Consider the following 26,150-nt stretch of genomic DNA (forward strand, 5'->3'; position numbering starts at 1 on the left):
AACTCTTCAATTTAAGATTTTGTTCGGCTCAATGAATACTGAACATTACATAAGTAATGTTTGAATTGACTGTGCTCTTATTGGTTTTCACTTTTAAAAGTGAAATAAAACAGCTCAAGGCTGCTCCCCAATTCGAATGGTCACTTCGTTTCATTGAAACCTAATTTGAAACCGCTCTTTATTAAGAGAAATTTCTAATTGGATTATCATCAACGAGTGCCCACACAGATTGATAGGTCTATATTGTTAAAGAGCTTGCTTCGTAAGCTTTGCTATCGAAGCGGAGGCGTATTCTAAGGAATTAATTCTTAGTGTCAAACACTTTTTTAAATTAATTTTTAGAAGCTTTTTCTTTCGCCTCATTGCCAACCGCTTTTGCGTTTCCGCTTTGCCCTGACAACGGAGGCGCATTATAGGGAGATGATTTTTCTTGGCAACCCTTTTTTAGAAAAAAACTTAAAAAAAAGCGTTGAGTGATGAAATCTCACTCAAACGCTTATTTTTAGCACTTAGTTGTTAACTTCAAGTAGCAAATAGGCAATCAATATGTGTCTATCCAAGACTCTTCAAAGCTAGCGATATCCAGATCCAGTGATTGCGCCGCTTCTATTTGTTCAATTGCCTCTAATTCTTTATTTACACTGCTCATCGTTAATGTGTTGTTGTCTAACTCAAACACCTGACTTTGAGTCGTATAGTAGAACTTAAGTATCGTCAGTGCTTTTACATCGTGCTCAACAGAAGCGGCTTTAATGCTTTTCAGTTTGCGAAAGATCTTGTTGTGCAGTTGCTTGAGTTTCCAGACATACAACACTTCTTCCATATAAGGGCGTGTTTTGAATTGGTTCAACAAAGACAGTGAAGTGGCTAAGGCGAGCACAACACCAATTAAGTTCCAATGAAAGTTCCCCGTCGATTGTTCAGGTACTACATCTGTATTACCGAACAAGATAATTAATAAAGTACTAAAAGCAAGAGAAGAGATCGCAAGCAAGGCAACAAAGCCACCAATCACTAGGTTGACCTTCTTTCTATAGACTTGTTTGTTTATTTTTTTGATTTCCATATACCGCTCCTAACAGGTTGCCTCTATTCTAACCAGCACACTCCTTACGACAATCGAAGCTTTGTAAGTAAGTTCACATTTGCTATTAAACTCGCATCCCTTCCCTGCTTGGGTATATACTTTCGCGCATTCACTCTTCCTATATAGAGGCTAAATTCATGCGCTCTTTTGTTTTACGAGCTCGCGCGGCGCCAACCACCAGCAAAGCATTGTTAGAAGGTGTTGGTAATGAAGCGCATACAGAGATTCTTGCTCATACCATGATGAACACTATGTTCGTTGCTCAATCGCACCGCGAAGATGTGGTTGTGCACTTGGTTTTAGAAAGCACAAAAGATTTCTCACGTACCATTACCATTCGCTCCAACGACATAACCAACATTGGCGGCTTCCATGAGTCAACTTTGATTGCAGCGGTGGCTCGCGCTTTAGACGCTTCGGTTGGTATGGGTAAAGAGCAGCTTCGTGAAGTCGAACCCGGTATCACCGTTCGTACAGTCAGCTTTGAACGCCTAGTGCAAGAACTGGCAGAAGATCACCAACTATATATGTTGGATAAAAAAGGCGAATTTGTTCGTGATGCAGAAATCGGTGGAAACCCATGTTTCTTGCTAACTGACCATATTCCGATGCCGAAGAAGTCTTTTAACAGCTTAAAGCGCCTTGGCACAGAGAAGATCAGCTTAGGTCCTAAGATGCTGTTCGCTTCTCAGTGTGTGGTATTGATCCACAATGAGTTAGACATTCGCGAATTTTAATTCTCACGAGTTACAAAGAAAGAGGACTCCATTGAGTCCTCTTTTTGTTTCTATAGGAATGCCGGAGTTATTTACCGCCAATGCTCAAACGAGCAAAACGAACGTCTGGCGAGAAGAAAGTGCGGCTATCGTTAATTAACTGAGCATCACCCACAGCCTCAACTTCTTGCAGCATCTTGTAGAAGTTACCCGCTACAGTGATACCACGCACTGGTTGAATGCGCTCACCATCACGGCACAAGAAGCCACTCGCACCAAACGAGAAATCGCCACTCACCGCATCCGCGCCAGAGTGAACACCCTGCAGTTCGACTAACTCTAGGTACTCACCCGCTTTTACTTCTGACGCACTACTGTTGCCTGTCGCAATCACTTTGTGATTCGCTGATACTTCTAGGCTCGATTTTGCACCGCGAGCGGCACTTGCTGTCGAGACTGCACCCAAGTAACTTGCGGTCTGGCTGTTGTGTAGCAAGGTTTTCAACTCACCATTAGCAATCATCACATTGTCTTGAGTAGCAAAGCCTTCACTATCAAAACTTGCGATTGCCATACCATTTGGCATGTAAGCCGTATCAGTAAAGGTAATTAAATCACTCGCAACACGTTGACCAAGCTTATCACCCAGTGGCGTAATGCCTTTCATCGCACTTACGCCAGAGAAAGCACTGCCGAAAGCACCGAATAAACTTGCTAGCGCATTGATATGGAAGATAGCAGGGTAGTTACCCGTCGCAACCGGTGCACCTTCAAGAAGATCTCGAGCAAGGTTGTAACCGCCTTCTATACAGTAAGCTGGATTCAACTCATCAAAACGGCGACCAAGTGACATTCTCCCCGCCATTGACTGTTTGCCGTCTTTTTCAAACAAGGTATACGCGTAACAAGTGAACGAGCGCTCGAAGTGTTGACACAATGTGCCTTGAGTATTGGCAATGATTAGTTGTGTTTCGCCATCGCTGTAACCATTGTAAGGTGCGCTAGAAGCGTGAGGTAGAGCGACTACGCCTTGCTCAAGTGCGAGAGACAGTTCAATTTTTTCATCAACAGAAGTCGTATCTTCTTGTGAAATCTCAGCAACATCAGTCGCAATTTGGCTGTTCACGCAACTAATCGTCTGATGTTCATCTTGCTTGGAAAAGCGAGCGCTTTGCAGTGCGTTGGTCAGCATCAAATCTAAGCTTGGTTGCTCTAACGACTCAGAATAGCTTGTTGCAACACGCGCATCTTTCACAACACGAACACCCAGAACTTGGCTTGAGCTTACTTTGTACTCATCCAGCTTTCCTTGGTTCGCTTTCAAAGAAAAGCTGCTGTTGCGGTTTACAATGACGTCCGCTTCTGCACCTTGGCGTTTTGCTTCTGATAGGACGTAATCAACCGCATTAAGAAGTTGTTGTTCTTGGCTCATTAGTTACCGCCTCCTACCAGAATGTTATCTACTTTCAGCGTTGGCTGACCGACTGTTGTTGGCACTGAACCACTCACGGAACCACACATGCCCGGCGCAAGCGCCATGTCTTTGCCGACCATGCTGATTTCTTTCAGCACTTTTGGACCCGTGCTGATCAGCGTTGCAGTTTTCAGAGGTTTGGTGATTTTACCATTTTCAATGAGGTAAGCTTCACGAACGGCAAAGTTGAACTCTCCCGTACCCGGTTGAACCGAGCCGCCGCCCATCTTCTTCGCATAGATACCACGCTCGATGCCTGTCAGCATGTCATCAAGTGAATGCTCGCCTTCTTCGATAAAGGTGTTACGCATACGCGAGGTTGGTGCGAACTTGTAGTTTTGACGACGACCAGACCCCGTAGGTTCGTAACCTGTCTTCATGCCCCCCATTTTATCGACCATGAAGCTGGTAAGCTTACCGTCTTTGATCAATTGGGTGCGCTGAGTCTTCATGCCTTCATCATCAACATGAATCGAGCCCCATTCGTTGGTCATGGTGCCATCATCGACTGCATTCACTGCGGTGTGAGCAACCATTTCGCCCATCTTGTCGTGGAAGACTGATGCTTTCTTCGCAACTGAAGTGGTTTCTAGTAAGTGACCACATGCTTCATGGAAGATAACACCACCAAAGCCGTTACCAATCACCACCGGCATTTCACCCGATGGACAAGCATCCGCACCAAGTTTAACCAACGCTTGCTGCGCGATAGTTTGACCTAGCTCTTTGGCATCAAGCTGTTCACTGAATTCCCAACCCGCAAGAGCGCCAGGACCTTCCATACCTGAAGACTGCTCATTACCTTTTTGAGCGACGGTATTACCAGCAACTCGGATGTAGTGGCGAGTATCGTCAACGTGTAGACCTTCTGAGTTGAAGATAGACACTTGCTGTTCGCGCTGAAGCACGCTGCCGATGAACTGGCTGATATGTTCACTCTCTGCGCGTGCGGCTTGGTCAACTTGCAATAAGAAAGCAATTTTAGAATCTAGGTTAGCGTCTTTGCCAAGTGGCATACGACAACCATGTTGAATTGGGTAGCGGTTCAGATTGAGAGAACCTGCTGAGGCGATTTGCTCACGCTTGTCTTTTGCTGCAAGCAGTGAGGTTACGCGTTTAAGCTCGGCTTCATCGGTGCTGTTGGTGTAACCGTAAAGCACTTTATGACCGAAGAAGAGACGAATACCGATACCAAAATCGATACCCGAGTTTACCTTGTCCACCTCACCAGATGCGATCTGGACAGTGTTGGTTTGATGGTGTTCAACGAATAGCTCAGCAAAATCAGCCCCTAAAAAGAGGGCATGATCGATCACCGCTTTCGCTGTTACAGAATTAAGCATGAAATCTCCTTGCTCGTTGATCGTCCTAGCCTTCCCCACCTTTGAGTTAGACTTTGTGTATAACAGTCACAACCTAAATTGGATGACTCAAAAGCATATTGGCAACGCGTTAAATATTAACACTTTTTTAACCTTGTTTTATGCTAATCCTTGCTAAACCAAAGAACGAATCGTTACGTATTATGTCGACATCTCACTATTAGATAGTGTCTTGAACTGCCAGTTTCAATGCAGCACGTTATTTACACTAAATTCTGCCACCACATTGCTGTTGGATTCACAAAATAATAAGGGTTCCAGCTAGGCAACAAGCGAAAGAGTCCCATGAGCATAGTTAGCCTATGTGATTGGGCGAGTGAGCGCAGTTAACAACGCTGGGGCTCTAATTACGAAGAGAATCCAGTTCTCATATTTAAATGATGACTCTCTCTAGCCATAAAAAACACGTGCACCGTAACTGAGTGAACTGCTATTATCTTGACGAAATAGTCGGGGGGCCCATGCAGTGAATGCATCGGCTGAGATCGAAATTCGAGACCCGTTGAACCTGATTCAGTTAGCACTGACGTAGGGAACTATCATCACTTTGCCACTAGCTTGCCTTGAGTCTCTACCAGTACAGCTAGCCCAATGGATCCGATCACCGATCTTCCCTTGCTTGGCCAAGTCAGTTCCTGTACGTCTTGTAATAGGAGCGACCATGGCGCAGCAGTCAAGCCAAGAAAAACCATCAACACAGCCACAAGCAGCAACTTCAACAGACACACCGATTGTGTTAACGATTGCAGGTTCTGATAGCGGTGGCGGCGCAGGCATTCAAGCCGACATAAAAGCGATGTCCGCAACCGGCAGTTTTGCTTGCTCGGTAATCACGGCGATTACTTCGCAAAATACCCAAGGCGTTTCTGCGATTTTCCCAATCCCTCTCGACCATGTAGAGAGCCAACTTGATGCGGTATTTACCGACCTCAACATCGTTGCAGTTAAAGTGGGCATGCTGGCCGATTCCAATATCATCAAAGTCGTTGCAGACAAAATTAAACAATACCAGCCAAAACACCTCGTGATTGACCCTGTTATGGTGGCCACCAGCGGCGATCTATTACTGGAACAGTCGGCAATCAGCACTTTAAAAGAAGAATTGATTCCGCTCGCAGACATCATTACCCCTAACCTACCTGAAGGTGCTGCATTGACAGGTAAACCAGTTCCTCAATCAGAATCTGAAATGAACGATATGATTGCTGACTTGCGCGCATTAGGGGCAAAAGCGGTGCTGTTAAAAGGCGGTCATCTGGAAAAAGACGAAAACAGCAACGATCTGCTGATCATGCAAGACAGCGCCGAGTTAATCAGCGCTAAACGCTTTCCAACCAAAAACACCCATGGCACAGGCTGCACGCTGTCTTCTGCTATCGCGTCTTACCTTGGTCAAGGCAACAATCTGCACAAAGCGGTGCACCTTGGTAAGCAGTACATCAGCCAAGCTATCGCGCACGCTGACGAATTGGATGTAGGTAAAGGTCATGGTCCTGTGAACCATTTTTTTGCAGGTCACACGCATGTGCGCTAATGCACTCGGCATTCAGCTTAACGAAGCAAGTCTGCAATACAAAGACAGCCAAACACCAACATTAGCAGGGTTGAGTATGACTATCCCTGCTAATCAATGGACGGTGTTACTTGGCCGCAGTGGTTGCGGAAAAACGACGATCCTTCGTTATCTAGCGGGGTTGTTAGACGACAAAGTCGAATGGCATGGTGAATTAACCACCACGGATGGCATCGCCCTACACGAACGAATCGCTTACATGGCACAACAAGACTTGTTGTTACCGTGGTTAAATGTGTTAGACAACGTCTGCCTCAGTTCTCGATTTTCTCAAGACCAATCACCAGAGCAAAATAAACAACGCGCACTGACTTTACTAAACCAAGTAGGACTCGCCGATTACGCTGATGCTAAGCCTGCTCAGCTCTCTGGCGGCATGAGACAGCGCGTTGCCCTTGCTCGCACTCTGATGCAAGACAAGCCTCTAGTTCTGATGGATGAGCCTTTCTCTGCACTGGACGCGGTTACTCGTCATAAGTTGCAAACCTTGTCTGCCGAATTACTGAAAGATAAGACGGTTGTTCTGATTACCCACGACCCACAAGAAGCGGTGCGATTAGCTCACCAACTCTATGTGTTGCAAGGCACGCCTGCGCAAGCTCAGCACTTGGTCGTTCCAGACTCCAAGCCGCCACGAGTTCTCGATGGAGAGTGCGCGGCGCTACAACAAGCGATTTTGGATCAACTGGAGAAGGACTATGAGTGATATGACTCAGTACAACTCCGTTTCGGCACGTATTAATAAAAAAGAACGCGTGACCCATCCGGCTCTGCGCTTGGTCATAAGCACTGCGGTGATCTTGGGATTGTGGCAGTTGGTCGTGGTGATATTCGATATGCCAAGCTTCATCTTACCTTCACCTATTGAAGTGCTGGATAGATTGGTCACTCGTTACGATGTCTTGCTCAAACATACTTGGGTTACCGCGCAAGAGATTTTACTTGGTTTGGCGCTTGGATTATCGATGGGTTTGCTGTTCGCATTGCAAATGCTGATGTTCGAGCCGCTGAAGCGTTGGTTACTGCCCATTCTGATTGCTAGCCAAGCGATCCCTGTGTTCGCCATCGCGCCAGTGCTCATGCTTTGGCTGGGTTACGGCATTGCTTCAAAAGTTGTTATGGCGGCGATCATCATCTTTTTTCCCGTCACAACATGTTGTTACGACGGCTTACGCAATACACCAACAGGTTACCTCGATCTTGCCAAGACCATGGGTGCGTCTAAATGGCAGCTACTTCGTCATATTCAATTGCCAGCCGCCCTACCAACTTTAGCCTCAGGTATTCGTGTTGCCGTCGTTATTGCGCCAATTGGAGCAGTGGTCGGTGAGTGGGTAGGTTCAAGTGAAGGCTTGGGTTATCTGATGCTCCAAGCCAACGCTCGCATGATCATTGATGAGATGTTTGCGGCGCTGTTTATCCTCGCCGTACTGTCTATCTCACTCTACTTCATCACCGATAAATTATTGAAAAAAGCCATCCCTTGGGAAAGCAAGTAATTGCAGAAAATAACCAAAGGAAATTGGGAAAGAAAAGGAAGAACCCCGTGAATAAAAACAAACTTATGAGCGCTGCTGCTCTACTCGCTTCAGTGGTATCAACCAACGTGCTTGCAGCTGAAAAAGAGATGACATTGATGTTGGATTGGTTCGTCAATCCAAACCATGGTCCTATCGTGATTGCTAAAGAGCGCGGTTACTTCAAAGAACAAGGTTTGAAGGTCAACATTCAAGAGCCTGCAGATCCAAGTACACCACCTAAGTTGGTCGCTGCTGGCAAGGTCGACATGGCGATTTCATACCAACCGAGCCTAACTATCGATGTCGCAGCTGGTTTGCCACTAGTCCGCTCTGCGACTTTGATTGCTACGCCACTCAACACTCTGATGGTGTTGGATAACGGTAAGAATGAAAACCTTGGCGACTTGAAAGGTAAGAAGATCGGTATTGCGATCGCAGGCAACGAAGAAGCAACAATCGGCACTATGTTAGCTCAAGAGAACGTGAAGTTTTCTGACGTACAAATCATCAACGTAGGTTGGGCGCTATCTTCGTCTCTTGCGTCTGGCAAGGTGGATGCGATTTGGGGCGGTCTACGTAACTTCGAAACTAACCAACTGGCACTAGAAGGTTATAAAGCTAAAGCCTTCTTCCCTGAAGAACACGGCGTGCCAGCGTATGACGAGTTAGTCTTCGTAGCCAATGCAAAAACCTACGACAAAGAAGCCATCAAGGCATTCAACAAAGCACTGGAGCAAGCGACCACTTACATCGTTAACCATCCAAAAGAATCTTGGAAAGAGTTTGTGGCTTATTCACCAGACACCCTCAACAACGAGCTTAACCAACGCGCTTGGAATGACACGCTAACTCGTTTCGCTCTTCGTCCATCTGCAGTAGATCTGAAGCGCTACGATGATTATGCCGAATTCATGTATTCACAAAAAATCATCGAGACACTGCCAAAAGCGAAAGATTACGTACCGAGCTTTGACTAATTCTACTGACCTTAGGCTCAAAGCCTAAGGTCTTTTGATAACGAGATATCCATAATGAAATACCAAGACTTGATCGACGCTTGCCACCAAGATTGGCAAGAATACACCGAGCATGCTTTCGTGCTGCAATTGGCGCAAGGCACTCTGGCTCAACCTTGTTTTCTGCACTATCTAAAGCAGGATTTTCTGTTCCTAAAGCAGTACGCACGAGCTTACGCATTAGCGATCTACAAAGCGCGTACTTTGGATGACATGCGCCGCGCTCTCCCAAGCGTACATGCATTGCTCGATTCTGAAATCGCCCACCACGTGACTTACTGTGAGCAATGGGGGCTGACGGAATCCGACCTAGAAAACGAGCCGGAAGATTTCGGCACTGTGGCTTACACCCGCTACGTATTGGATGCCGGCATGACGGGCGATCTTGTTGATCTATACGCGGCACTAGCGCCATGCTCTATCGGTTATGCCGTTATCGGTAAGATGCTGATTGAAGATGAAAAGACAGTAATCGAAGGCAACTCATACGCAAGTTGGATCAACCTCTACGGTGGTGAAGAGTTCCAATCTGGTGTCGTAAAAGGTGCAGAACACTTTAACCAGTTATTGGCGGAAATCGACATCAATAGCCAGCGTGGTCAAAACCTGATTCAGGTATTCAAAACTGCAACGCGTATGGAAGTGGCATTCTGGCAACAAGGTCTGAATGCTCAGCAAGATTAATCGGAGAGTCTCATGTTAATTGAACAAATCACCCAAGCATTAACCGCAGTACGCCAGCAAAAGCCATTAGTCGTCAACATCACTAACTACGTGGTGATGAACAACACGGCAAACGCGCTATTGGCTATCGGCGCTTCTCCAATCATGGCGCACTCCAAGCAGGAAATGGCAGAGATGATGTCGTTCGCTGGCGCATTGGTTATCAACATTGGAACCCTAGACAGCGTTTGGACACCGCGTATGAGCTATGCCGTAGAACAAGCCAATGCCAATGGTAAAATCGTTGTACTCGACCCTGTCGGTTGCGGAGCAAGCTCACTACGTACAGAGACATCACGTGAGATCGCACGCCTTGCAGACAAACTCATCATTCGTGGTAACGCCTCAGAAATCATTGCACTCGCTGGCGAGCAAGCACAAAGCAAAGGCGTCGATGCGTTAGACAGCAGCGACATAGCACTTGGTGCAGCCAACTTCTTAGTCACAGAGTATGATGCAAGCGTGGTGATTTCTGGCGAGACCGATTACATCGTCACGAAAGGGCAAACCGTGCAACTAAACAATGGTCACGAGATGATGCCATACGTAACAGGAATGGGCTGTACGCTCACGGCACTAACGGGCGCTTTTGCTGCCGTTGGTGATGACACTGGTCTCGCAGCAGCAGCGGTACTAGGTGTTGTTGGCGAGATTGCAGCGGAACAAGCTCGTGGTCCAGGTAGCCTGCAAATGAACCTGTTGGATGAGCTTTACCAGTTGGATGAAGAAACATTGGCGAAGCGCCTCAAACTGCACGTGCAATAAGCTTTTATCTCTTTTAACACTAGCCTCTCAATCCTCTTTCAATGAGAGGCTTAAAGGAAACCCAATGAACGCCTATCGTTTATATTTGGTCACCGATGACCAACAAGATTTAGCCACATTAAAGCGTGTTGTGAGAAAAGCGGTGGAAGGTGGCGTGACTATGGTACAAGTCCGCGAAAAACACGGTGATGTGCGTGCGTTTATCGAACGAGCTCAAGCCGTGAAAGACATCCTTAAAGATACCGATGTGCCTTTGATCGTCAATGACCGCGTAGATGTCGCACTGGCTGTCGATGCTGATGGGGTCCACCTTGGGCAATCAGACATGCCAGCAATCATTGCTCGTGAGTTGATCGGACCAAACAAAATTCTCGGTTTATCTATCGAAAATGAAGAGCAGCTTGCAGAAGCCGACTCTCTGCCGATTGATTACATCGGTTTGAGCGCAATATTCGCGACGCCAACCAAAACCAACACAAAAAAACACTGGGGTATTGATGGTTTGAAAATGGCGTTAGAGACGACTTCACTGCCGATTGTTGCCATTGGCGGCATTAACGAGAGTAACATTCCGCAGCTTAGCGCCACTGGTGTTCATGGCTTAGCTTTGGTTTCAGCAATTTGCCATGCTGATGATCCAAAAACCGCATCAGAGTACCTATTGGGTTTGATGAGCTAACCTTCTCGGTTCCTGAACAACGCGCTTATGGATGAGCGCGTTCGACTCTCAAAACTTTCAACAGTCCATCCTTTCACAGCGAAGACCTGCAATGTCACTTTCACATTCGAATTGACAGAGCGTTGATAAGTTTTTCACATCGACTGTCGTAAGATAGCCGCCTATTTTCGACTGCTGTATGACTTTTCATGAAAACAAAAAAATATGGTTTGATGATGCTCGCCTTGTTCATTCTTGGCATCATCCCGCTTTCGCTGTTTGCCTCGTTCCACGATCTTACTTCTCACGTTTCTGATGGTACTGGCATCCTATTCACCTTGCTGACAGACTCTGCAGGCAGCAAAGGCTTTTTAATTACCTTGACGTTGTTGGTGCTGTCCCTTTACCGCTTTAAACCATCTCGCACCGACTGGATGCAAAAACTGTCGATGCTGGGGTTGCTACTGGTGATTGGTTTTGCCAGCAAAACAGGCTTGAAGCTAATGACAGAAAGCCCACGTCCCTACACCGAATTGCTTGCTGCAGAGCAATTAATTGAACATCCAGAAGCGTTTTATCAACTAGAAACCGCTCAGCAAGCGAATGTGATTGGGCAGATTTCTGAGAAAGTCAGCGAATGGCGCACTCGCCACTGGCAAGGTGAAAAAGATTACTCTTTCCCATCTGGTCATACGATTTTCGTTTCAATCTGTTTAGCCTTCTTCGGTGGGTTATTTTTGCAGAATAAGTGCTATTTTTCTGCTGCAACTTTGTGGGTGTGGGCTATGGGCGTAGCGTACAGCCGTTTGTGGCTAGGCATGCACAGAATTGAGGATTTGATTGGTTCAGTGGTGTTTGTCGCTGTGTTATTTACCTTACTGCCTACATTTCAAATTACAAAAAAAGCGCCTTTCGTTGCCTTAGCAACCAAGTAGAAGTCTTAAAAAATAGATAAAAAGAAGCCAGCAACTTGCTGGCTTCGTTCATTTTAAACATTGGATTCTAAACTAAGACTAAGCATTCTTAGGTGGTGTAAATGCCGTTAGCTCAAGGATTGGTCCTTCGTATTTCTCGATACGAACCAACGCAGAGTTTGCCGCACAACCATTCGCAAGACGAGAAGTCGGAATATCTAGCGTTAGAACATTACAACCACCGTTTTTACAGATGCCTGTTTTCGGATCTAGATCTGGCCAACCACCTTCGTGAATACAAACAGAACCTTGCTTGATGCCATCAGTAACCAATGCCCCCACCAGAACTTGACCGCGACCATTAAAGGCACGAACAAGATCACCGGTCTTAATACCTCGCGCTTTTGCATCTTCTGGGTGGATAGAAATCGGCTCACGATCAGCAATCGCGTACTCTTCACGAATCTTCGCATAGTTGAACTGGCTGTGCAGTCGATGCGCGGCGTGCGCCGTCATTAGCTGAAGCTCACCATCAGTGGCATTGCCCGTGTATTCTGTTGGCTCCATCCAAGTTGGGTGCGGAGGACAGTCTTCTAACTGGTAGCCTTCAATTGTCTTAGAGAAGATCTCGAACTTACCACTTGGCGTACCTAGTGGGCTCATGATTGGGTTTTCACGGAATTCAGCGTAACGTACAAACTGCGCGTTCTTCTCGTTCCACTTCATTTCGATCAACTGATTATCTTCCCAGAATTTGCTGAAGTTTGGCATTGCGATGCGTTGACCACGACCGCCTTGCTGCGCTGCTTTATAGAAGCCATACAGCCATTCCATTTCCGTTTTGCCTTCGGTGTAAACATCACGTCCACCCGGAGCAAGCAATTCTGCCATATCCGCAAATACATCAAAGTCGTTACGAGCTTCACCTTGAGGCTCTACCACTTGCTTCATTGGTACTAGGTGTTGGTTACTGTAGTCACCTGTCATGGTCATATCGTTACGCTCAAACGATGTGGTGATAGGTAGAACAATATCCGCGTGCTTCGCTGCCGCTGTCCAGTATGGTTCAGAGATAACGATAAGCTCTGGTTTTTGCCACGCTTTGATCAAACGGTTGGTATCTTGGTGGTGAGTAAAGTTCGCACCGCCTGCCCACCAAATCATCTTGATCTCAGGGAACGTTAAGTCATGACCATTATGATGGTAGCTCATTCCTGGGTTTTCTAACGCTTCAACAATACGTGCTACTGGGAACGCATTAACAGAGCCAGAAACCGCCCAATCGTTACCCGCAGAAGATCCGCCACCTAGTGATGCTGAAATCGCAGGAAGCACACCCGCATCACGTGCAGGGTTACCACCGTTTGAGTAATGGTAAGAGAAGCCAAAACCACCACCCGGTAAACCAATTTGACCCAGCATAGTTGCTAGCGTCACTAGCATCCAGTGGCGTTGCTCTCCGTATTGTTGGCGCTGCATACCCCAGCCCGCCATCAGCATTGTGCGGTTTTTGCTGAAGATGTCTGCAAGTAGCTCAAGTTGCTTAACTGGCACGCCACAAATCTTAGATGCCCACTCTGCAGATTTCTCAACGCCGTCTTCTTTACCCATTAGGTAAGCTTCGAATACGTCGTAGCCTGTAGTGTATTTCGCTAAAAATTCTTTGTCGTGCTTACCTTGTTTCACAAGTGTATGTGCGATACCCATCATCATTGCCACATCCGTCATAGGATGCGGAGCGATCCATTCTGCGTTTTCGCCGAAGAACTCGATGGTTTCTGAACGCATTGGGTCGATAGCGATAACCGTCTTACCTGACTTCTTAAGCTGGTGGAAGAACTCAAGACCCGCACAGTCTGTTGAGCTCCAAGCGATTTTTAGGGTATTGATTGGGTTAAGACCCCAAAGCACCACAACGTCACTGTGCTCAAGAACCACAGGGTAAGTGGTTTGCTGTTCGTATACTTCAATAGAACCTACCACGTGCGGCATGATCACCTGCGCTGCACCTGTAGAGTAGTCACCAAGGTGACCTGAATAACCGCCTGCCATGCTCATATAGCGCTGTAGAAGCGTTTGCGCTTTGTGCAATACGCCACTTGAACGCCAACCATAAGAACCAGCAAACACCGATTCAGCACCATGCTCTTTGCGAATGCGCATGTGTTGTTCGTGAATCAGTTTGTAAACTTCATCCCAAGACACGCGAACGAATTCATCACTACCGCGCACACCCTCTGGTGCAGATGGGTTTGCCAAATAGCCTTTACGTACCATTGGGTACTTAACACGAGCTTTAGTATGAACTTGGTCAGGCCCCGTAGTTTGAAGACTGTTTGGTACCGTTTGTGGCAATGCGTTCGTGGTAGAAACCAGCTTACCGTCTTTCACTTCACATAACATTGGACCCATGCGACCCGCTGTGAGTACACCTGAACCACGCTTATCGGACGCTAGCGCGCTCATTGGCGTCAATGAAGTGAAAGCTAGAGCACCAGCAGTTAGACCAGTGCCTTTTAGAAATCCGCGACGAGTTAAATTAGTCATAATCTTATCCTTCTATTTATCTATTAGTGACCAACCACATCTTTCGCGTGGTGCTGGAAGAACTTAGTCAAAATTTCTAGGTTTTCTGCTGAAATATCAGTGCGATCACCCATACTCTTCGCTACAGGACCCCATGCGTTCACAGTAAAGTGATTTGAAGGAATTTTCGCGTGGCAAGTTGCACAGTAAACGTTGTCCAACTCTTCCGCGTATGACCAAACTGGCTCTAGCGTATCAACGACTGGAGAATCAATCGTTGCCGTTAGAGTGACAGGGCGCCACTCGTTGCCATATACATCTGCCTTGAACTCACCAGCTTCAACTGCTTGTTGACCTTGTTCAGATAGTGTTGCGACAATCGCACGTTGACCTTCACCCATGTAAAGCACTTGTTCTGCACCTTTCATTTGGAATGCGTTGATCTTAACCGTGCGGTTGTCTCCCTCAGCTTTCACAACGTCCAGCTTGGTTGTTGGGTTCACCGTACCAAAGTCACCCATGCTGATAGACGTCACTGGATAAACCACTTTCGCATCTGCTGCTGTCTTGGTTGTGAAGCTCATCAGTGTTTCAAACGCTTTGCTATCAAGTTCCGCTTCTGGAGCAAAGTGCGCTACACCTTTGTGACAGTCGATACACGTTTGGTCATTCGCTTTACCGTAAGCGTGCATCTTCGCCGCGTCACGTGATTGCTCGAACTCTTCCATTGCATCGAAATCGTGGCAAGAGCGACAGGTTGCCGAATCATTTTCTCGGAACTGCGCCCAAACCATCTCGGCAAGTTCAGTACGATGTGCTTCGTACTTCTCAGGCGTATCGATCTTGCCAGTCACAAACTCGTGGTAAATGTCTTTTGAGGCACGGATCTTAGTGATCAAGTAATCCATTGGCTCTTTCGGAATATGACAGTCTGAACACTCAGCTCGAATACCTTTAGCGTTACTGAAGTGCACTGAGCCTTGATACTCTTTGTATGGAATTTCCATAGAGTGACAAGAAAGACAAAACTCAGTGTCCGATGTGTAATGCATCACTGCTGCGGTGCCGCCTAAAGTTAGCCAGCCCACACCAATACCCACTGCCACCATTGCGGCGATATAACGTTTTTTAATTGACATAATTAGAAATAAATACTCACAAAGTTACATGCTTTGTCGCATATTTACCCCTTTAGTAGTAATTTCGACTTGATCTGAGTCATGCCTATTCTCTATGTGGTGACTTATTTTTCGTTATTGAGAGGCTCCTTACCATATTCCATTTTTTAAAAAAATCTTTCTTGACCAGACGTATTCGCCATAACGATAGATGTTGTTTATCAAAGCACTTTTGATATGTTTGTGTGAAATATGAAAACTCGATCACATGGAGGCGAATCGCACGTGCTATCTCAATCTATTTCTACCCCAAGAACCGAGCTAAAACCGCTCACTCAAGACAATTGGGATCTCTATCGACGTCTATCCAGTGATCCAGAAATCATTGCTCTTTGTTTTGATCCACCAACAGAAGCTGACATGAGACAGAAATTTGAATCGCGTCTGCCAATATGGACTCCCCAAAGTGAACATTGGTTATGTTTGGTGATTTATGAAAAACACAGTTCACAGCCAATCGGTATCACTGGCTTTGTACTGCAAAATGGGATTGCTGAGGTCGGATATTTGTTGTTGCCAGAGTTTTACGGTAAACAATTTGGTACCGAATCTCTTGCGGGTGTAATTGATTGGGCATTTAACCAGCACAATATCTCTGAGTTTTCTGCCACCGTGACGGAAGGTAACATTGGCTCTGAGCGAGTACTGGAAAAGTGCGGATTTAAACTTACTGAAATCATCCCTGAAGCCTATGAAATCGGTGGGAAAAAGTACGCTGATAGGCTCTATTCATTACAAAAATAATATTAACTACAAAAACAAGGATATGTTATGCAGAAAGTAGTCATCATCACCGGAGCCAGCCGAGGCATTGGTGCAGCAACTGCTAAGCGATTGGCAGCACAAGGTTATTCTGTGTGCGTAAACTATCGTACGCAGACTGACGCTGCCACACAAGTTGTCAACGAAATAGAAGAAAATGGCGGTAACGCAATCGCTATTCAAGCGGATGTTTCCAATGAGCAGCAGGTACTCTCATTGTTTGAACAAACTGAACAAGCGCTTGGTAAAGTCACTCACCTCGTCAACAATGTTGGAATCTTATTCACTCAATCTCGCCTTACCGACATGAGTCTTGAGCGTTTCCAAAGCGTGATGAATGCTAACGTCACTAGCTGCTTTCTCTGCTGTCGAGAAGCGGCGAAACGATTTGAATCTGGCAGTGCCATCGTTAATGTCTCCTCTGCCGCATCTCGCTCTGGTGCGCCATTCGAATATATTGATTATGCAGCATCAAAAGGAGCAATGGACTCTCTCACTAAAGGGTTGTCTTTGGAATTGGCTGCGCAAAATATTCGCGTTAATGGTGTTCGCCCCGGCTGTATCTACACTGACATCCATGCCGACGGCGGAGAACCCAATCGTGTCGACAGACTCAGCGAAAAAATCCCTCTCAAACGAGGTGGTACTGTGGACGAAGTTGCCAATGCCATTTCTTGGTTACTGAGTGACGAAGCCTCGTATGTCACTGGCTCCTTTATCGATCTTGCTGGCGGAAATTAAGGAACAATCATGGAAATAAGACGAGCTACACCCAAAGATCTTGATGCACTATTTGTGTTAAACAAACAGATCAGTGAACTTCACCATCTCAATGCTCCTGAAGCCTTTGTCGCCCCCTCGGAGCAAGACAAACAATTTCTTGCCAATGCTCTGGAAGATAAGGAACGTTTAATTCTAATTGCTGAAGAAAACCAACAAGCGATCGGTTTTGTGACCGCAAGCATTACGCAGAATGAAACCATTAGTTTTCTGATCAAAGACCCAATCTGCCGTATCGGAACCATAGTTGTAGATGAAAATCAGAAATCAAAGGGAGTGGGAAGTCTACTCATGAATCAAGTAGAGCAATGGGCCATTGAGTCAGGAGCCGTTCAAATTAGGCTGGAAGTAATGGAGTTTAACCAAGCTGCTCAGCAGTTTTATGACAAACTCAACTTTACGACGAGCTCGCGCATCATGTTGAAATGTTTGTAACGATCACGGCATTTAAGCGAAATTTACTATTAAAGCTAACCTGAATCGCAATTCTTTCTGGCACCTTCCTCCCCCTTTTTGAAAAGACGATATGATGTACGGATATACCCAAGTGACTTCAAGATGCGGGATTCAGAGCGTTGTCATTGATTCGAGAGCAAGGAAAACAACGCAGTGTAATAGCCAGCTATTTTCAAGTTGTTTGACGCAGCCATTGGTTTAATTAAAAAAGCGAGTCAATAACACGCTCCCGAAGGGCACTCTTTACAAATAGTAAGGACCTTGGCTTGTATACTTTGTTGCCGATTCTTGATTTAGAGTGACTAGATCTTTAAATCGCCTACGCGTCTACAAACCGAGTCATTCTCGCTGAACCAAGCATCTCGAGGTTACTTGGGTATAATGGAGATTCGAACATGATTTATCTTTTCGATTGGGGGAACACCTTAATGGTAGATTTCCCTCACGCACAAGGAAAAATGTGCGATTGGGAACACGTCGAGACCATGCCTCTCGCCAGAGAAACGCTAGAAAAACTGTCACAGCAGCATAGCGTTTATATCGCTACCAGTGCATCAGACTCCGCAATGGAGGACGTGCAAAAGGCATTTCAGCGAGTCGGACTGGACCAATACATCAGTGGTTACTTTTGTTTTGCCAATCTTGGTATTGCGAAAAATCAACCTAGCTTCTATCTCGCGGTCGCTGAGCAATTAAACGTAGTACCCAGCCAGCTCACTATGGTGGGAGACTTACCAGAAAAAGACATTTATCCCGCAATGGATGCAGGGCTAAACGTCATTTGGTTCAATCCTAAAAACCTTCCTGTTCCAAGTAAGCCTATTCCGTCTCAAGTGCATTGTTTATCGGAGCTGATACTAGGCTAACCAACAAGGCTTTACTGGAACTCTCGTTTAACCAACTACACTTAATGCACTAATCAAGGAAGATGAATGCAGATCAGACCGATTACTCTCAACGATATCGACCATTTTATTGCGCTCTGGAACCGTGTATATGAAGAAGGCGAGTATTTACGATCTCCTGCGCCTGACCGAACAATGTTGAGTGATGTGATCACGCGAGTAGAAAAAGAATCCATCCCTCAGTTTGTCGCCTTTGATGGGAGGCAATTAGTGGGAAGTATTGAGATCTTCCCTGCCGAAATGTGCGGTTATGAAGGTGGAGAGTTTGCGAAAACTGGTATTCTTGGCATTCACATTGATCGTCATTATCGCAACCAAGGACTAGGAACAAAACTTCTAGCAACCGCCATTCAAAGTGGTTGGAAGTATGGTTATGATACCATTGTTCTCAATGTTTATAAGACCAACCAAGCAGCGATTGCTTTGTATGAACAATTTGGCTTCGAACATGGTGGTGAGCTAGGAGAAGTGTTACTACCCAATGGCAAATATCTGATGAGTCAAAAAATGGTGTTAAAGAAAGACGAAATGAACGCTAGCAGCAAAAGCCATTCTTGATAAGCTAAGAATCCAAGGCTACTTGGGTACAAAGCCGACCTTTCGATATACTCGCTCGCCCAACGACTTAACACGTAATTGTGATGATTGAATTTAAACCTTTACCACCAAACCAAATTCCAATGACTTTGCTGCTAGAGGCAGACCCTAATCAAGATAACATTGAGCGATATCTTGATACATCCATTGGCTTTGCCGCTATTGAAGACAATCAAATTGTTGGTGCATGTGTGATATTACCTCATTCGAAAACACAAGCTGAAATCATGAACGTTTCAGTCGCGCCAATACATCAACAACGCGGCATTGGTTCAAATCTATTGCGTTTTGCAATTGAAGCCATGAAAAGTCAATCATTTCAAAAACTGATATTGGGAACGGGTACCTTTGGTTATCAACTGACGTATTATCAGCGATTAGGTTTTAGGGTAGAGAGCGTGGACAAAAATCATTTCTTACTCCACTACCCAGAACCAATTTGGGAAAACGGCATTCAACATAAAGATATGCTACGCCTGTATCTTGAGCTTTGAATAAAGAGACTTTCGGTTAACTTTTCATATCTAACTTTTTACCCAAGTATTCAATTTCAAATGTCGCATAGCCAAGCTGAACCGCTTCAAAAGAGTACATTAGGTTTTGTGCCTGCTGCGCATCCTTGGCTAACACAGCGACTGAATAGATTGGACGCTCAATGCCATTGTCGAGTACTTGGGTATTGATATAAGACGAAGTGATTAAACCAGAGTTGTTCAGATTGATAACACGCTGTAAATCGACACCCAATACGCGGTCCATTTCTAAAGCCTCAACCCCCTCTTTCCAACGCAATGTCACACTGTAGTTATCACTCTCAGGCGTGTTATCTAACCATTTAGCACCCAAAGGTTGGATACTCGCGATCTTCACCAAATCTTGTTGGTACATGGGTAAGTCTTGCAGTTTTGCTTGCACTTCCGCTTCGTTTTCTGCTGATAAAACAAAACGCAGAATTTGTACCACTTTACCATCAATACTGCTTGGTAAAACGAACATGTCTTTCACATCACCTTGCTCGATAAGTTGACTAAATTCGGCTTTCTGTTTTGGTAATGTCTGTAAAACCTGCTCCACATCGTTAGTATTCCAGGCTAGTTCAACGCCGTAATCAGCAGCAAAACTTGAGAAAGACGCAACAGCAAGTGTGCTCAATAGGATGATTCTGTTCATAAGGTTACCTTTCATTTTACGATTTTCTTATCTGCTTCAAGTTAAATTCAATGTGGTTGACTCTATTACCAGCGGCTACGATATGCGCGATGGCAACTACGACAAGTACTCTGGGCTTGTTTGAGTCCAGCCTCGGCTGCTGAAACTTGTTGATCTTGCGCTGCTTGATACAGTTGAACGAACCCTTCATCCATTTGCACCATCAAACGATTGAAGTTCTCTGGCTTGCTCCACACTTCTTTCTTCGCTTTGCTATCAGCTTGGCTACCTTGCGGAAACGCTTGTAGCAAATGTTCGCTATGACGAGAGAGTTCATTGCCGATCTGCGCTAAAGCTTGCCAATCGGTATTACTGCCATTCAGAGTCTTGTCCGCTTGCTTCGATAGAGATTCAATTTGCTCAAACGCATTCTGGCGCATGTCGATTTGAGAGCTGAAGTCTTGAGCAAAAAGCGTTGTTGGTACAAAAATGGTCGGTAAAAGTGCAATCAGTGCCAGTGTCTTTTTCATGTCTTTCTCCTAATCGTTCTTCATTGTTGGGTTGTTGGATTTAAATTTACACAACAATCATTGCGTACGCAACTATTGTTGTGTAAATTACCGTAAAGAAGATCATCACACAACAAAACGATCGAGGTAAATGATGAAGATTTGGGACTTAGCAACAAGGCTCTACCACTGGAGTCAAGTTTTACTTTTTATAGCATTGATGGCATCTGGGCTGTCTGGTAACGGTCCTCATATCCAACTTGGATTGGCATTACTCACACTGCTAGTATGGCGAATGGTATGGGGATTCATCGGCAGTGAGACTAACCTATTTCGTCAATTTCTCCGCTCCCCTGAAGACGTCATTTCTTATTTAAAGGGAAAATCGGCAGCCACTGCTGGTCACAACCCTGCTGGCGGCTGGATGGTAGTAACCATGCTGACAGCACTCTTGCTTCAATGTATTTCTGGAATGGCTCTTGGTGGCGTATTCGACACATGGCCTTATTCGGAAGTTTGGCTTAACGATGACGTATTCGCTGGCATGGAGTGGCTACATTTAACCTTGGTCGATCTTTTACCAATATTGATCGCTTTACATATTGGCGCGATCCTTCTTTATAAATTAAAAGGCAAACCATTAGTGAAAGCCATGATCACTGGTAAGCAGACCAAAACAATCAAAGAAACCTCTGTTGCTGAGCAAAAAATTGTCTATCTCGCACCGCAAAGCCGTGCGTTGGGGGTGCTAGTTGCCGCAACATTGGTTACCATGACAATCGTTGCTTTATCATAAGAGAAAGAAAATGAGCGAACAGTTTGATAGACAAGACAGTTTTGGTTGGATGATCAACGTGGTTGCACACGATGCGGCAAAGCGATTTGAGATCGAACTCAAGAAGCATGGTCTCACAGTAGCGCTTTGGCCAACCATGATGTGTTTATGGGAAGAAGAAGGCGTAACACAGCGCGATATTGCGGCGAAATCTAAGGTAGAAAACTCAACCACGACTCGCACTTTGGACAAGCTTGAGAAGCTTGGTTTAGTGGAACGCCACCCTGATCCAAATAGCCGCCGATCATTCCGAATTTACCTCACGGAAGAAGGGCGAAACCTCAAAGAAACCTTGCTGCCAATTCCGTTGAACGTCAATAAAGCACTAATGAGCCCGTTAGAGCCGGCTGAACAGAAAGAGATGTTACGCCTACTAAAAAAGTTGGTCGCAGAGATTTAGCGCTTCGCTGAGTTTTCCAACCAAGAATAAACAAAGCCCTAAGTTCTGAACTTGGGGCTTTGTGTTTTTAGGTGAACGCCAAGTTTGCCCGTACCTAACACCCTTCAGTAACATGCCCTCTTACCACTGAGCGATTTGATGCTTGATTAACGTAATAGAAATAACACGCCTCACTTTCCAAGGTATAGCCCTGCGGCCAGATGTACACCACACGATCTAGACCAGAGTGATCAATAAATTGGTATTTTGGGATCTCAACAAAGTGTGCACTGTTAGGAAATTGATTGCCCATAATACAAAAATCGCTGCCATGGCACGGCTTATCGATGGGTGAATTGCCCTTGGCGGGTAATCCTATTTCCAATAAAGCACGGATACTGTTCGCACTTGCTTCCGGCATGCCACTGAGCATCTTCACTTGATGGTCAACATAAGTGATTTGTTGACTATCCTGTGCATCATCAATAACAACTTTGGCATGAAAAAACTTAAGAGATGTCCCCAGAGAGGACTGTGAACTGTGCAGCATAGACGCGTATGCTTGGCGGTGGATATCGAGCAAGACAGGTAAAGCTGCGAGAGCAATGGACCCCAATGTTGCGAGCACAATGGTGATTTCCATCAACGTAAATCCTTTTGCTTTCACTTCTTATCTCTCGGCATACAGACAAATGATAGTTACCCAAGTAGCCTCTTGATGTTTGATTCAGCGAAATGGCTGAGGGTAAAGGTCGTCGCTCCCACTTCCATGTGAGAACCGAGCCAATATATCGCTGAAATTACGCAGAGAAACGCACTAACTGATAGAAAAACCGAACCAATTAAGAACTTGAGACCAGCCACTAAGTTGTGCTGAAACATACTCAGCAATTAGCTAAAAAACTCGACTAAATTCAAACTACTACGGCACAAACAATCAGGTTAAGTATTTGTTTCTAAAATAAGAATCTTATTTAGTTAATACTTTTGATGTATTCAAATATGTCATTGACTTCGTTTTCACTCAGCACAGTTTTGAATGGTGGCATTGCGCCGCCCTGCCCATTACCACCTTCCAAGACGGAACCAATCAGCTCCACTTTCATCCCAAACGGGTTTAAGAGCTCGGCAGATATATTATCGGGTTTAATGTCCATGGCTTTGGCAACAAGACCATCTCCATGCCCTTTATCACCATGACAAGAGACACAATAAGACTCAAAACGCTGCTTTCCTGCGACTAGGTCCGCTTCGCCGTATTGGTTATCGGTAAACCATTTATAGCCTGCAAATCCAGAGCTGGATACAAGCAATAAGAAAACAACAGAGAAAAAGAATTTACGCATGGGTGCCCCTTGTCTTCATTTGCTAAATCAATGAAGACAAGGTAACGAAGGGGATGTCGAAAAAGTGTTGATTAAACGTTCAACAAAGGGACGTTATTACGTACTAGACCTCGACGCACGCTGGTGCACATTTTGCCAAAGCGACGAATTTCATCAAATTGAGGAGTGATACCGCGTTCCATCGCCGATTCCCAATAACTCAATTCTGAATCGACCATCTCCAACAGTTTTTTAGGACAACCAATGCATTGTCCTTCAGGACCACAAACAAACGTCTCTGGTTCATAAATCGGCAGTTCAGCTTTTACTTGTGCAATGATATCGCGCATTGCGGTCATTCGATCTGGCTTGACGGTCATTACCCGGCTCCACACAATATTGAGAGCCGGATTGTACTCTCTGGCACGCAAATGTCCCTACCTAATTTAGGTATATTTTACGTTTTTGCTTTGCAAACTTTGATTTAAGCGTTGGAAATTCAGGCTTTTTCGCCACCAAATATACTGCGGTCGCTGCCAACACAAAGCCAATAATACCCATCCAATCAAATGACTCACCGAACGCAAACCAAGCTTGAAGCGCAGTGGTTGGAGGCACAAGGTAAAACACAGAAGCAACGCTTGATGCCGCACCATTCTTGACCATGTACAGCAACAATAAAATTGCTACGCAAGACAGAACCACCACTAACCAAATCAAGGTGAAAATAAACTCCGCTGTCCATTGCACCTGCATGGTTTCAAACTGCATTGCAACAGGTAGAAACATCACCAATGCCGCCAAATATTGCACCGTTGCGCCTCCCACCATGTCCACTTGTTGACAGTATTTCTTTTGATACAACGTGCCGACGGTAATACCAAACAGAGATGACAAACACACACCAATCGCTAAAGTTTTGTGCAAATCCGACTGCCACTCCATCTTACCCATCAGCACCATCGCAATGCCGACAAAGCCCAATGACAAACCAATCCATTGTGATGGCTTAAATTGCTCAGAAGCGAACACTACCAGCAGCACGGCAGTTAAAATGGGCTGTATACCTACCAATAACGAGCTTAGTCCTGCTGGCATACCCAAACTAATAGCAAAGTACGTCCCACCTAAATAAAAACCGTGGATCAATACACCAACCACGCAGCTGTGCCAAAAGTCCTTGCCCGTTGGAATACGACGACGCAGCAAGACCACTATCACTAGGAACAGCAAAACATTAAACGCCATGCGAATCGACAATAAGGTTGCTGGTTCAGCGTATTGCAAACCAAAGCGTGCGCCGACAAACCCAGAAGCCCAAAGGATAACGAATACAAAAGGAATGGCTCTGATTAACATTATGCGCCCTCACTCTACCTATTTTTAAATTTTGAATGTTTTTCAATCTCGAATGTTGCTAATGTAGTTAGGTACAGTGTTTTGAAAAAGTGACAGATGGAAGTGTTTTTATGGGTACAGATTTAATCAGTACGCTTGATGCGAATAAGTACTTGATCGTCGAGCATCACCTCAAACAAGCGATCAGTAATGGGGTTTATCAACCGGACGATAAGTTACCTTCCATCCGTCTATTAAGCACCGAGCTTAAAGTAAGTAAAAACACGGTGATCCGTGCCTACCAAGAGCTGGAAGCGCAAAGCATGGTTTATTCTGTGCCCAAATCCGGTTATCGCGTAAAACCCACGGAACAAAGTGAAGCCAAGATCGCCAAGCCTACGCGTGTGGATTTACTTTCCGTGTGTAAGCAAATCCTCACTTACCCTGAGTATCAAGAGCGGCTTCCGACTGGTTCTGCACACCCAAATATTGATGCCCCAGCAATCAAAAGTCTGTATGCCGAAATTGGTCGCCATAGTCGCCAGCAAAGCCATATATCCAGCCATTATCAATTGCCACCAGGCGATGATTTGTTGATCAAACAGTTGGCTAAGATCACTCAAGATCTGGGAACCCCTGCGAATGTTGACGATCTTCTGGTAACCCATGGTGCCCAACAAGCAATCAGCCTTGCATTAAGAGCAACAACACAAGCCGGCGATATTGTCGCTGTCGAATCACCGTGCTATTTCGGTAACTTATTAATGCTTGAATCGCTTGGTTTACAAGTGGTTGAGATCCCAAGCTGCCCCCGAGATGGTATGGACCCAGACGCACTAGAAAAAGCAATGGCAACATGGGAGATCAAAGTCATTGTCGTCACACCGAACTTTACCAATCCAACCGGCTCTCTGATGCCACTTGAAAGACGAAAGCAGCTACTCGCGGTCTCTGGAGACGTTCCCATCATTGAAGATGATGTATTTGGTGCGTTGAGCTTCGATAAGACTTTGCCAAGCCTACGAAAATTGGATGAAAAACAACGAGTGATCTATGTGAATTCTTTATCGAAAACGCTCGATTCACGGCTTCGCATTGGTTGGATGCTGGCAGGGCGTTATCGTGCTCAGGTCGAGCAGTATTTATTGTGTGAAAACATGGGCAGCTTGAACTTGATGCAATCAGCGGTAGCGACCTTTTTGACGTCGGGGAAATATCGCACGCATACGGCGCGAATGTGTCGCGTGTACCAAGCAAACGTCCGTCGATATTTGCAAATGCTAAATCAATGTTTAGGCGCACACTTTGAATTAAAAAATAATTATCAAATCAATGCCGTACAAGGCTCATTCTTACTTTGGTTACGCTTACCACCAAAAACTGACAGCTACGCGCTCTATCAAGCCTGTAATGAACACAAGATCAGTATTCTACCCGGCTCTGTATTTGGCACGCAGGGGCAGTACCAAAACTGTATCCGCCTCAGTGTGGCGAACTTCGGAGCTGAAAAAAACTGGCAGCCAGCTATGGAAACCCTCGCCAAGCTCATCGCGAAGTTTGCACAATAAAAACAAAGCCGCCCA

Annotated in this window: 29 protein-coding genes and 1 riboswitch; of the genes, 18 read left to right on the forward strand and 11 right to left on the reverse strand. The window is 45.5% G+C overall.

The genetic code is table 11. The features are described 5' to 3' along the window. Positions 1–541: 541 nt before the first annotated feature. The gene (locus MHO32_RS20880) at positions 542–1,066 is read right to left on the reverse strand and encodes a DUF3087 domain-containing protein (RefSeq protein WP_005449505.1); all 525 of its coding nucleotides are present in this window, start codon (positions 1,064–1,066) and stop codon (positions 542–544) included. Between the two features lie 158 nt (positions 1,067–1,224). Between MHO32_RS20880 and trmY the strand changes: the two genes are divergently transcribed. Continuing rightward, entirely contained in the window at positions 1,225–1,824 is a 600-nt protein-coding gene (gene trmY / locus MHO32_RS20885) for a tRNA (pseudouridine(54)-N(1))-methyltransferase TrmY (protein WP_005374282.1), read from the forward strand. A 67-nt stretch (positions 1,825–1,891) separates the two neighbouring features. Here trmY and MHO32_RS20890 read toward each other — a convergent pair whose 3' ends face one another. Together MHO32_RS20890 and MHO32_RS20895 are read right to left on the reverse strand one after the other, a co-directional pair. After that, a complete protein-coding gene (locus MHO32_RS20890) occupies positions 1,892–3,235 on the reverse strand; it encodes a TldD/PmbA family protein (RefSeq protein WP_017189903.1) in 1,344 nt (447 codons plus the stop codon). Continuing rightward, on the reverse strand, positions 3,235–4,620 hold the full coding sequence (locus MHO32_RS20895; RefSeq protein ID WP_009697276.1) for a TldD/PmbA family protein: 1,386 nt from the start codon (positions 4,618–4,620) through the stop codon (positions 3,235–3,237). Before MHO32_RS20895 ends, MHO32_RS20890 begins: the two co-directional genes overlap by 1 nt. Before the next feature lie 480 nt (positions 4,621–5,100). After that, positions 5,101–5,211, forward strand: a riboswitch (TPP riboswitch). 109 nt (positions 5,212–5,320) lie between these two features. On the opposite strand from MHO32_RS20895, the gene thiD reads away from it, so the two are divergent. The 8 genes from thiD to MHO32_RS20935 all read left to right on the forward strand — a co-directional run bounded on the left by thiD (position 5,321) and on the right by MHO32_RS20935 (position 11,849). Further along, a complete protein-coding gene (gene thiD / locus MHO32_RS20900) occupies positions 5,321–6,193 on the forward strand; it encodes a bifunctional hydroxymethylpyrimidine kinase/phosphomethylpyrimidine kinase (protein WP_045485737.1) in 873 nt (290 codons plus the stop codon). Further along, positions 6,183–6,938, forward strand: coding sequence for an ABC transporter ATP-binding protein (locus tag MHO32_RS20905; protein WP_132698148.1), 756 nt, complete (start codon positions 6,183–6,185; stop codon positions 6,936–6,938). The genes thiD and MHO32_RS20905 overlap by 11 nt, the downstream gene beginning before the upstream one ends. Continuing rightward, positions 6,931–7,731, forward strand: coding sequence for an ABC transporter permease (locus MHO32_RS20910; RefSeq protein ID WP_050906726.1), 801 nt, complete (start codon positions 6,931–6,933; stop codon positions 7,729–7,731). The genes MHO32_RS20905 and MHO32_RS20910 overlap by 8 nt, the downstream gene beginning before the upstream one ends. 47 nt (positions 7,732–7,778) lie before the next feature. Further along, positions 7,779–8,729 (forward strand): ABC transporter substrate-binding protein, encoded by a 951-nt coding sequence (locus MHO32_RS20915; RefSeq protein ID WP_239213801.1) that lies wholly within the window; start codon positions 7,779–7,781, stop codon positions 8,727–8,729. Positions 8,730–8,783: 54 nt separating this feature from the next. Continuing rightward, positions 8,784–9,452: a thiaminase II gene (gene tenA, locus MHO32_RS20920; RefSeq protein ID WP_239213803.1), complete on the forward strand. Its 669-nt coding sequence runs from the start codon at positions 8,784–8,786 to the stop codon at positions 9,450–9,452. Positions 9,453–9,464: 12 nt separating this feature from the next. Beyond that, positions 9,465–10,256 carry a hydroxyethylthiazole kinase gene (gene thiM / locus MHO32_RS20925; RefSeq protein ID WP_239213805.1) on the forward strand — a complete coding sequence of 264 codons (792 nt, stop codon included), beginning with the start codon at positions 9,465–9,467 and terminating at the stop codon, positions 10,254–10,256. Positions 10,257–10,320: 64 nt separating this feature from the next. Then, on the forward strand, positions 10,321–10,935 hold the full coding sequence (gene thiE / locus MHO32_RS20930) for a thiamine phosphate synthase (RefSeq protein WP_005449518.1): 615 nt from the start codon (positions 10,321–10,323) through the stop codon (positions 10,933–10,935). A 188-nt stretch (positions 10,936–11,123) separates the two neighbouring features. Continuing rightward, positions 11,124–11,849, forward strand: coding sequence for a phosphatase PAP2 family protein (locus MHO32_RS20935; protein WP_239213807.1), 726 nt, complete (start codon positions 11,124–11,126; stop codon positions 11,847–11,849). A gap of 78 nt (positions 11,850–11,927) precedes the next feature. Here the strand turns inward: MHO32_RS20935 and MHO32_RS20940 are convergent, their stop codons facing one another. Continuing rightward, a complete protein-coding gene (locus MHO32_RS20940; RefSeq protein ID WP_009697285.1) occupies positions 11,928–14,375 on the reverse strand; it encodes a molybdopterin guanine dinucleotide-containing S/N-oxide reductase in 2,448 nt (815 codons plus the stop codon). Between the two features lie 23 nt (positions 14,376–14,398). Next, the gene (locus MHO32_RS20945) at positions 14,399–15,493 is read right to left on the reverse strand and encodes a NapC/NirT family cytochrome c (RefSeq protein WP_009697286.1); all 1,095 of its coding nucleotides are present in this window, start codon (positions 15,491–15,493) and stop codon (positions 14,399–14,401) included. Positions 15,494–15,724: 231 nt separating this feature from the next. Here MHO32_RS20945 and MHO32_RS20950 point away from each other — a divergent pair, with 231 nt between their 5' ends. From MHO32_RS20950 to MHO32_RS20975, 6 genes are all read left to right on the forward strand, one after another. Beyond that, a complete protein-coding gene (locus MHO32_RS20950) occupies positions 15,725–16,276 on the forward strand; it encodes a GNAT family N-acetyltransferase (protein ID WP_017189892.1) in 552 nt (183 codons plus the stop codon). 27 nt (positions 16,277–16,303) lie between these two features. Next, positions 16,304–17,035, forward strand: coding sequence for an SDR family oxidoreductase (locus MHO32_RS20955; RefSeq protein ID WP_239213809.1), 732 nt, complete (start codon positions 16,304–16,306; stop codon positions 17,033–17,035). Positions 17,036–17,044: 9 nt separating this feature from the next. Then, on the forward strand, positions 17,045–17,509 hold the full coding sequence (locus MHO32_RS20960; RefSeq protein ID WP_005449532.1) for a GNAT family N-acetyltransferase: 465 nt from the start codon (positions 17,045–17,047) through the stop codon (positions 17,507–17,509). Positions 17,510–17,925: 416 nt separating this feature from the next. Beyond that, complete coding sequence (locus MHO32_RS20965) at positions 17,926–18,396, forward strand: HAD family hydrolase (RefSeq protein ID WP_009695874.1); 471 nt, start codon at positions 17,926–17,928, stop codon at positions 18,394–18,396. 66 nt (positions 18,397–18,462) lie between these two features. Further along, positions 18,463–18,993 (forward strand): GNAT family N-acetyltransferase, encoded by a 531-nt coding sequence (locus tag MHO32_RS20970; RefSeq protein WP_239213811.1) that lies wholly within the window; start codon positions 18,463–18,465, stop codon positions 18,991–18,993. Positions 18,994–19,076: 83 nt separating this feature from the next. Further along, positions 19,077–19,526: a GNAT family N-acetyltransferase gene (locus tag MHO32_RS20975; RefSeq protein ID WP_017818231.1), complete on the forward strand. Its 450-nt coding sequence runs from the start codon at positions 19,077–19,079 to the stop codon at positions 19,524–19,526. Positions 19,527–19,542: 16 nt separating this feature from the next. Here MHO32_RS20975 and MHO32_RS20980 read toward each other — a convergent pair whose 3' ends face one another. Together MHO32_RS20980 and MHO32_RS20985 are read right to left on the reverse strand one after the other, a co-directional pair. Continuing rightward, a complete protein-coding gene (locus MHO32_RS20980) occupies positions 19,543–20,202 on the reverse strand; it encodes a hypothetical protein (RefSeq protein WP_009695877.1) in 660 nt (219 codons plus the stop codon). A gap of 65 nt (positions 20,203–20,267) precedes the next feature. Further along, positions 20,268–20,711: a c-type cytochrome gene (locus MHO32_RS20985; protein WP_005449549.1), complete on the reverse strand. Its 444-nt coding sequence runs from the start codon at positions 20,709–20,711 to the stop codon at positions 20,268–20,270. A 133-nt stretch (positions 20,712–20,844) separates the two neighbouring features. Here MHO32_RS20985 and MHO32_RS20990 point away from each other — a divergent pair, with 133 nt between their 5' ends. Further along, positions 20,845–21,486, forward strand: coding sequence for a cytochrome b/b6 domain-containing protein (locus MHO32_RS20990; RefSeq protein WP_239213865.1), 642 nt, complete (start codon positions 20,845–20,847; stop codon positions 21,484–21,486). 10 nt (positions 21,487–21,496) lie between these two features. Further along, the gene (locus MHO32_RS20995; protein WP_009695880.1) at positions 21,497–21,925 is read left to right on the forward strand and encodes a MarR family winged helix-turn-helix transcriptional regulator; all 429 of its coding nucleotides are present in this window, start codon (positions 21,497–21,499) and stop codon (positions 21,923–21,925) included. 94 nt (positions 21,926–22,019) lie between these two features. Here the strand turns inward: MHO32_RS20995 and MHO32_RS21000 are convergent, their stop codons facing one another. The 4 genes from MHO32_RS21000 to MHO32_RS21015 form a co-directional block, all read right to left on the reverse strand. Further along, on the reverse strand, positions 22,020–22,547 hold the full coding sequence (locus tag MHO32_RS21000; RefSeq protein ID WP_005449560.1) for a hypothetical protein: 528 nt from the start codon (positions 22,545–22,547) through the stop codon (positions 22,020–22,022). A gap of 331 nt (positions 22,548–22,878) precedes the next feature. Beyond that, positions 22,879–23,250, reverse strand: a complete 372-nt coding sequence (locus MHO32_RS21005; protein WP_239213823.1) for a c-type cytochrome — start codon at positions 23,248–23,250, stop codon at positions 22,879–22,881. A 71-nt stretch (positions 23,251–23,321) separates the two neighbouring features. Continuing rightward, positions 23,322–23,609, reverse strand: a complete 288-nt coding sequence (locus MHO32_RS21010) for a hypothetical protein (protein ID WP_050933442.1) — start codon at positions 23,607–23,609, stop codon at positions 23,322–23,324. 61 nt (positions 23,610–23,670) lie between these two features. Beyond that, positions 23,671–24,588 (reverse strand): DMT family transporter, encoded by a 918-nt coding sequence (locus MHO32_RS21015; RefSeq protein WP_005449569.1) that lies wholly within the window; start codon positions 24,586–24,588, stop codon positions 23,671–23,673. Between the two features lie 110 nt (positions 24,589–24,698). Here MHO32_RS21015 and MHO32_RS21020 point away from each other — a divergent pair, with 110 nt between their 5' ends. Then, a complete protein-coding gene (locus MHO32_RS21020) occupies positions 24,699–26,135 on the forward strand; it encodes an aminotransferase-like domain-containing protein (RefSeq protein ID WP_239213826.1) in 1,437 nt (478 codons plus the stop codon). The last annotated feature ends 15 nt before the right edge of the window (positions 26,136–26,150 follow it).

The sequence above is a fragment of the Vibrio sp. MMH1-50 genome, from assembly GCF_022347645.1.
GTDB lineage: Bacteria > Pseudomonadota > Gammaproteobacteria > Enterobacterales > Vibrionaceae > Vibrio > Vibrio harveyi.

Excerpts from the sequence above, each read along its gene's own strand:
- MHO32_RS21015 (WP_005449569.1), bottom strand. The coding sequence starts at position 24,588 with ATGTTAATCAGAGCCATTCCTTTTGTATTCGTTATCCTTTGGGCTTCT.
- MHO32_RS20965 (WP_009695874.1), top strand. The coding sequence starts at position 17,926 with ATGATTTATCTTTTCGATTGGGGGAACACCTTAATGGTAGATTTCCCT.
- MHO32_RS20990 (WP_239213865.1), top strand. The coding sequence starts at position 20,845 with ATGAAGATTTGGGACTTAGCAACAAGGCTCTACCACTGGAGTCAAGTT.
- MHO32_RS20950 (WP_017189892.1), top strand. The coding sequence starts at position 15,725 with ATGAAAACTCGATCACATGGAGGCGAATCGCACGTGCTATCTCAATCT.
- MHO32_RS20955 (WP_239213809.1), top strand. The coding sequence starts at position 16,304 with ATGCAGAAAGTAGTCATCATCACCGGAGCCAGCCGAGGCATTGGTGCA.
- MHO32_RS21005 (WP_239213823.1), bottom strand. The coding sequence starts at position 23,250 with ATGCGTAAATTCTTTTTCTCTGTTGTTTTCTTATTGCTTGTATCCAGC.
- MHO32_RS20940 (WP_009697285.1), bottom strand. The coding sequence starts at position 14,375 with ATGACTAATTTAACTCGTCGCGGATTTCTAAAAGGCACTGGTCTAACT.
- MHO32_RS20985 (WP_005449549.1), bottom strand. The coding sequence starts at position 20,711 with ATGAAAAAGACACTGGCACTGATTGCACTTTTACCGACCATTTTTGTA.
- MHO32_RS20895 (WP_009697276.1), bottom strand. The coding sequence starts at position 4,620 with ATGCTTAATTCTGTAACAGCGAAAGCGGTGATCGATCATGCCCTCTTT.
- MHO32_RS20890 (WP_017189903.1), bottom strand. The coding sequence starts at position 3,235 with ATGAGCCAAGAACAACAACTTCTTAATGCGGTTGATTACGTCCTATCA.
- MHO32_RS20995 (WP_009695880.1), top strand. The coding sequence starts at position 21,497 with ATGAGCGAACAGTTTGATAGACAAGACAGTTTTGGTTGGATGATCAAC.
- MHO32_RS21000 (WP_005449560.1), bottom strand. The coding sequence starts at position 22,547 with ATGGAAATCACCATTGTGCTCGCAACATTGGGGTCCATTGCTCTCGCA.
- MHO32_RS20970 (WP_239213811.1), top strand. The coding sequence starts at position 18,463 with ATGCAGATCAGACCGATTACTCTCAACGATATCGACCATTTTATTGCG.
- trmY (WP_005374282.1), top strand. The coding sequence starts at position 1,225 with ATGCGCTCTTTTGTTTTACGAGCTCGCGCGGCGCCAACCACCAGCAAA.
- thiE (WP_005449518.1), top strand. The coding sequence starts at position 10,321 with ATGAACGCCTATCGTTTATATTTGGTCACCGATGACCAACAAGATTTA.
- tenA (WP_239213803.1), top strand. The coding sequence starts at position 8,784 with ATGAAATACCAAGACTTGATCGACGCTTGCCACCAAGATTGGCAAGAA.
- MHO32_RS20905 (WP_132698148.1), top strand. The coding sequence starts at position 6,183 with ATGTGCGCTAATGCACTCGGCATTCAGCTTAACGAAGCAAGTCTGCAA.
- MHO32_RS20960 (WP_005449532.1), top strand. The coding sequence starts at position 17,045 with ATGGAAATAAGACGAGCTACACCCAAAGATCTTGATGCACTATTTGTG.
- MHO32_RS20975 (WP_017818231.1), top strand. The coding sequence starts at position 19,077 with ATGATTGAATTTAAACCTTTACCACCAAACCAAATTCCAATGACTTTG.
- MHO32_RS21010 (WP_050933442.1), bottom strand. The coding sequence starts at position 23,609 with ATGACCGTCAAGCCAGATCGAATGACCGCAATGCGCGATATCATTGCA.
- MHO32_RS20935 (WP_239213807.1), top strand. The coding sequence starts at position 11,124 with ATGAAAACAAAAAAATATGGTTTGATGATGCTCGCCTTGTTCATTCTT.
- MHO32_RS21020 (WP_239213826.1), top strand. The coding sequence starts at position 24,699 with ATGGGTACAGATTTAATCAGTACGCTTGATGCGAATAAGTACTTGATC.
- MHO32_RS20910 (WP_050906726.1), top strand. The coding sequence starts at position 6,931 with ATGAGTGATATGACTCAGTACAACTCCGTTTCGGCACGTATTAATAAA.
- thiM (WP_239213805.1), top strand. The coding sequence starts at position 9,465 with ATGTTAATTGAACAAATCACCCAAGCATTAACCGCAGTACGCCAGCAA.
- MHO32_RS20880 (WP_005449505.1), bottom strand. The coding sequence starts at position 1,066 with ATGGAAATCAAAAAAATAAACAAACAAGTCTATAGAAAGAAGGTCAAC.
- MHO32_RS20945 (WP_009697286.1), bottom strand. The coding sequence starts at position 15,493 with ATGTCAATTAAAAAACGTTATATCGCCGCAATGGTGGCAGTGGGTATT.
- MHO32_RS20980 (WP_009695877.1), bottom strand. The coding sequence starts at position 20,202 with ATGAACAGAATCATCCTATTGAGCACACTTGCTGTTGCGTCTTTCTCA.
- thiD (WP_045485737.1), top strand. The coding sequence starts at position 5,321 with ATGGCGCAGCAGTCAAGCCAAGAAAAACCATCAACACAGCCACAAGCA.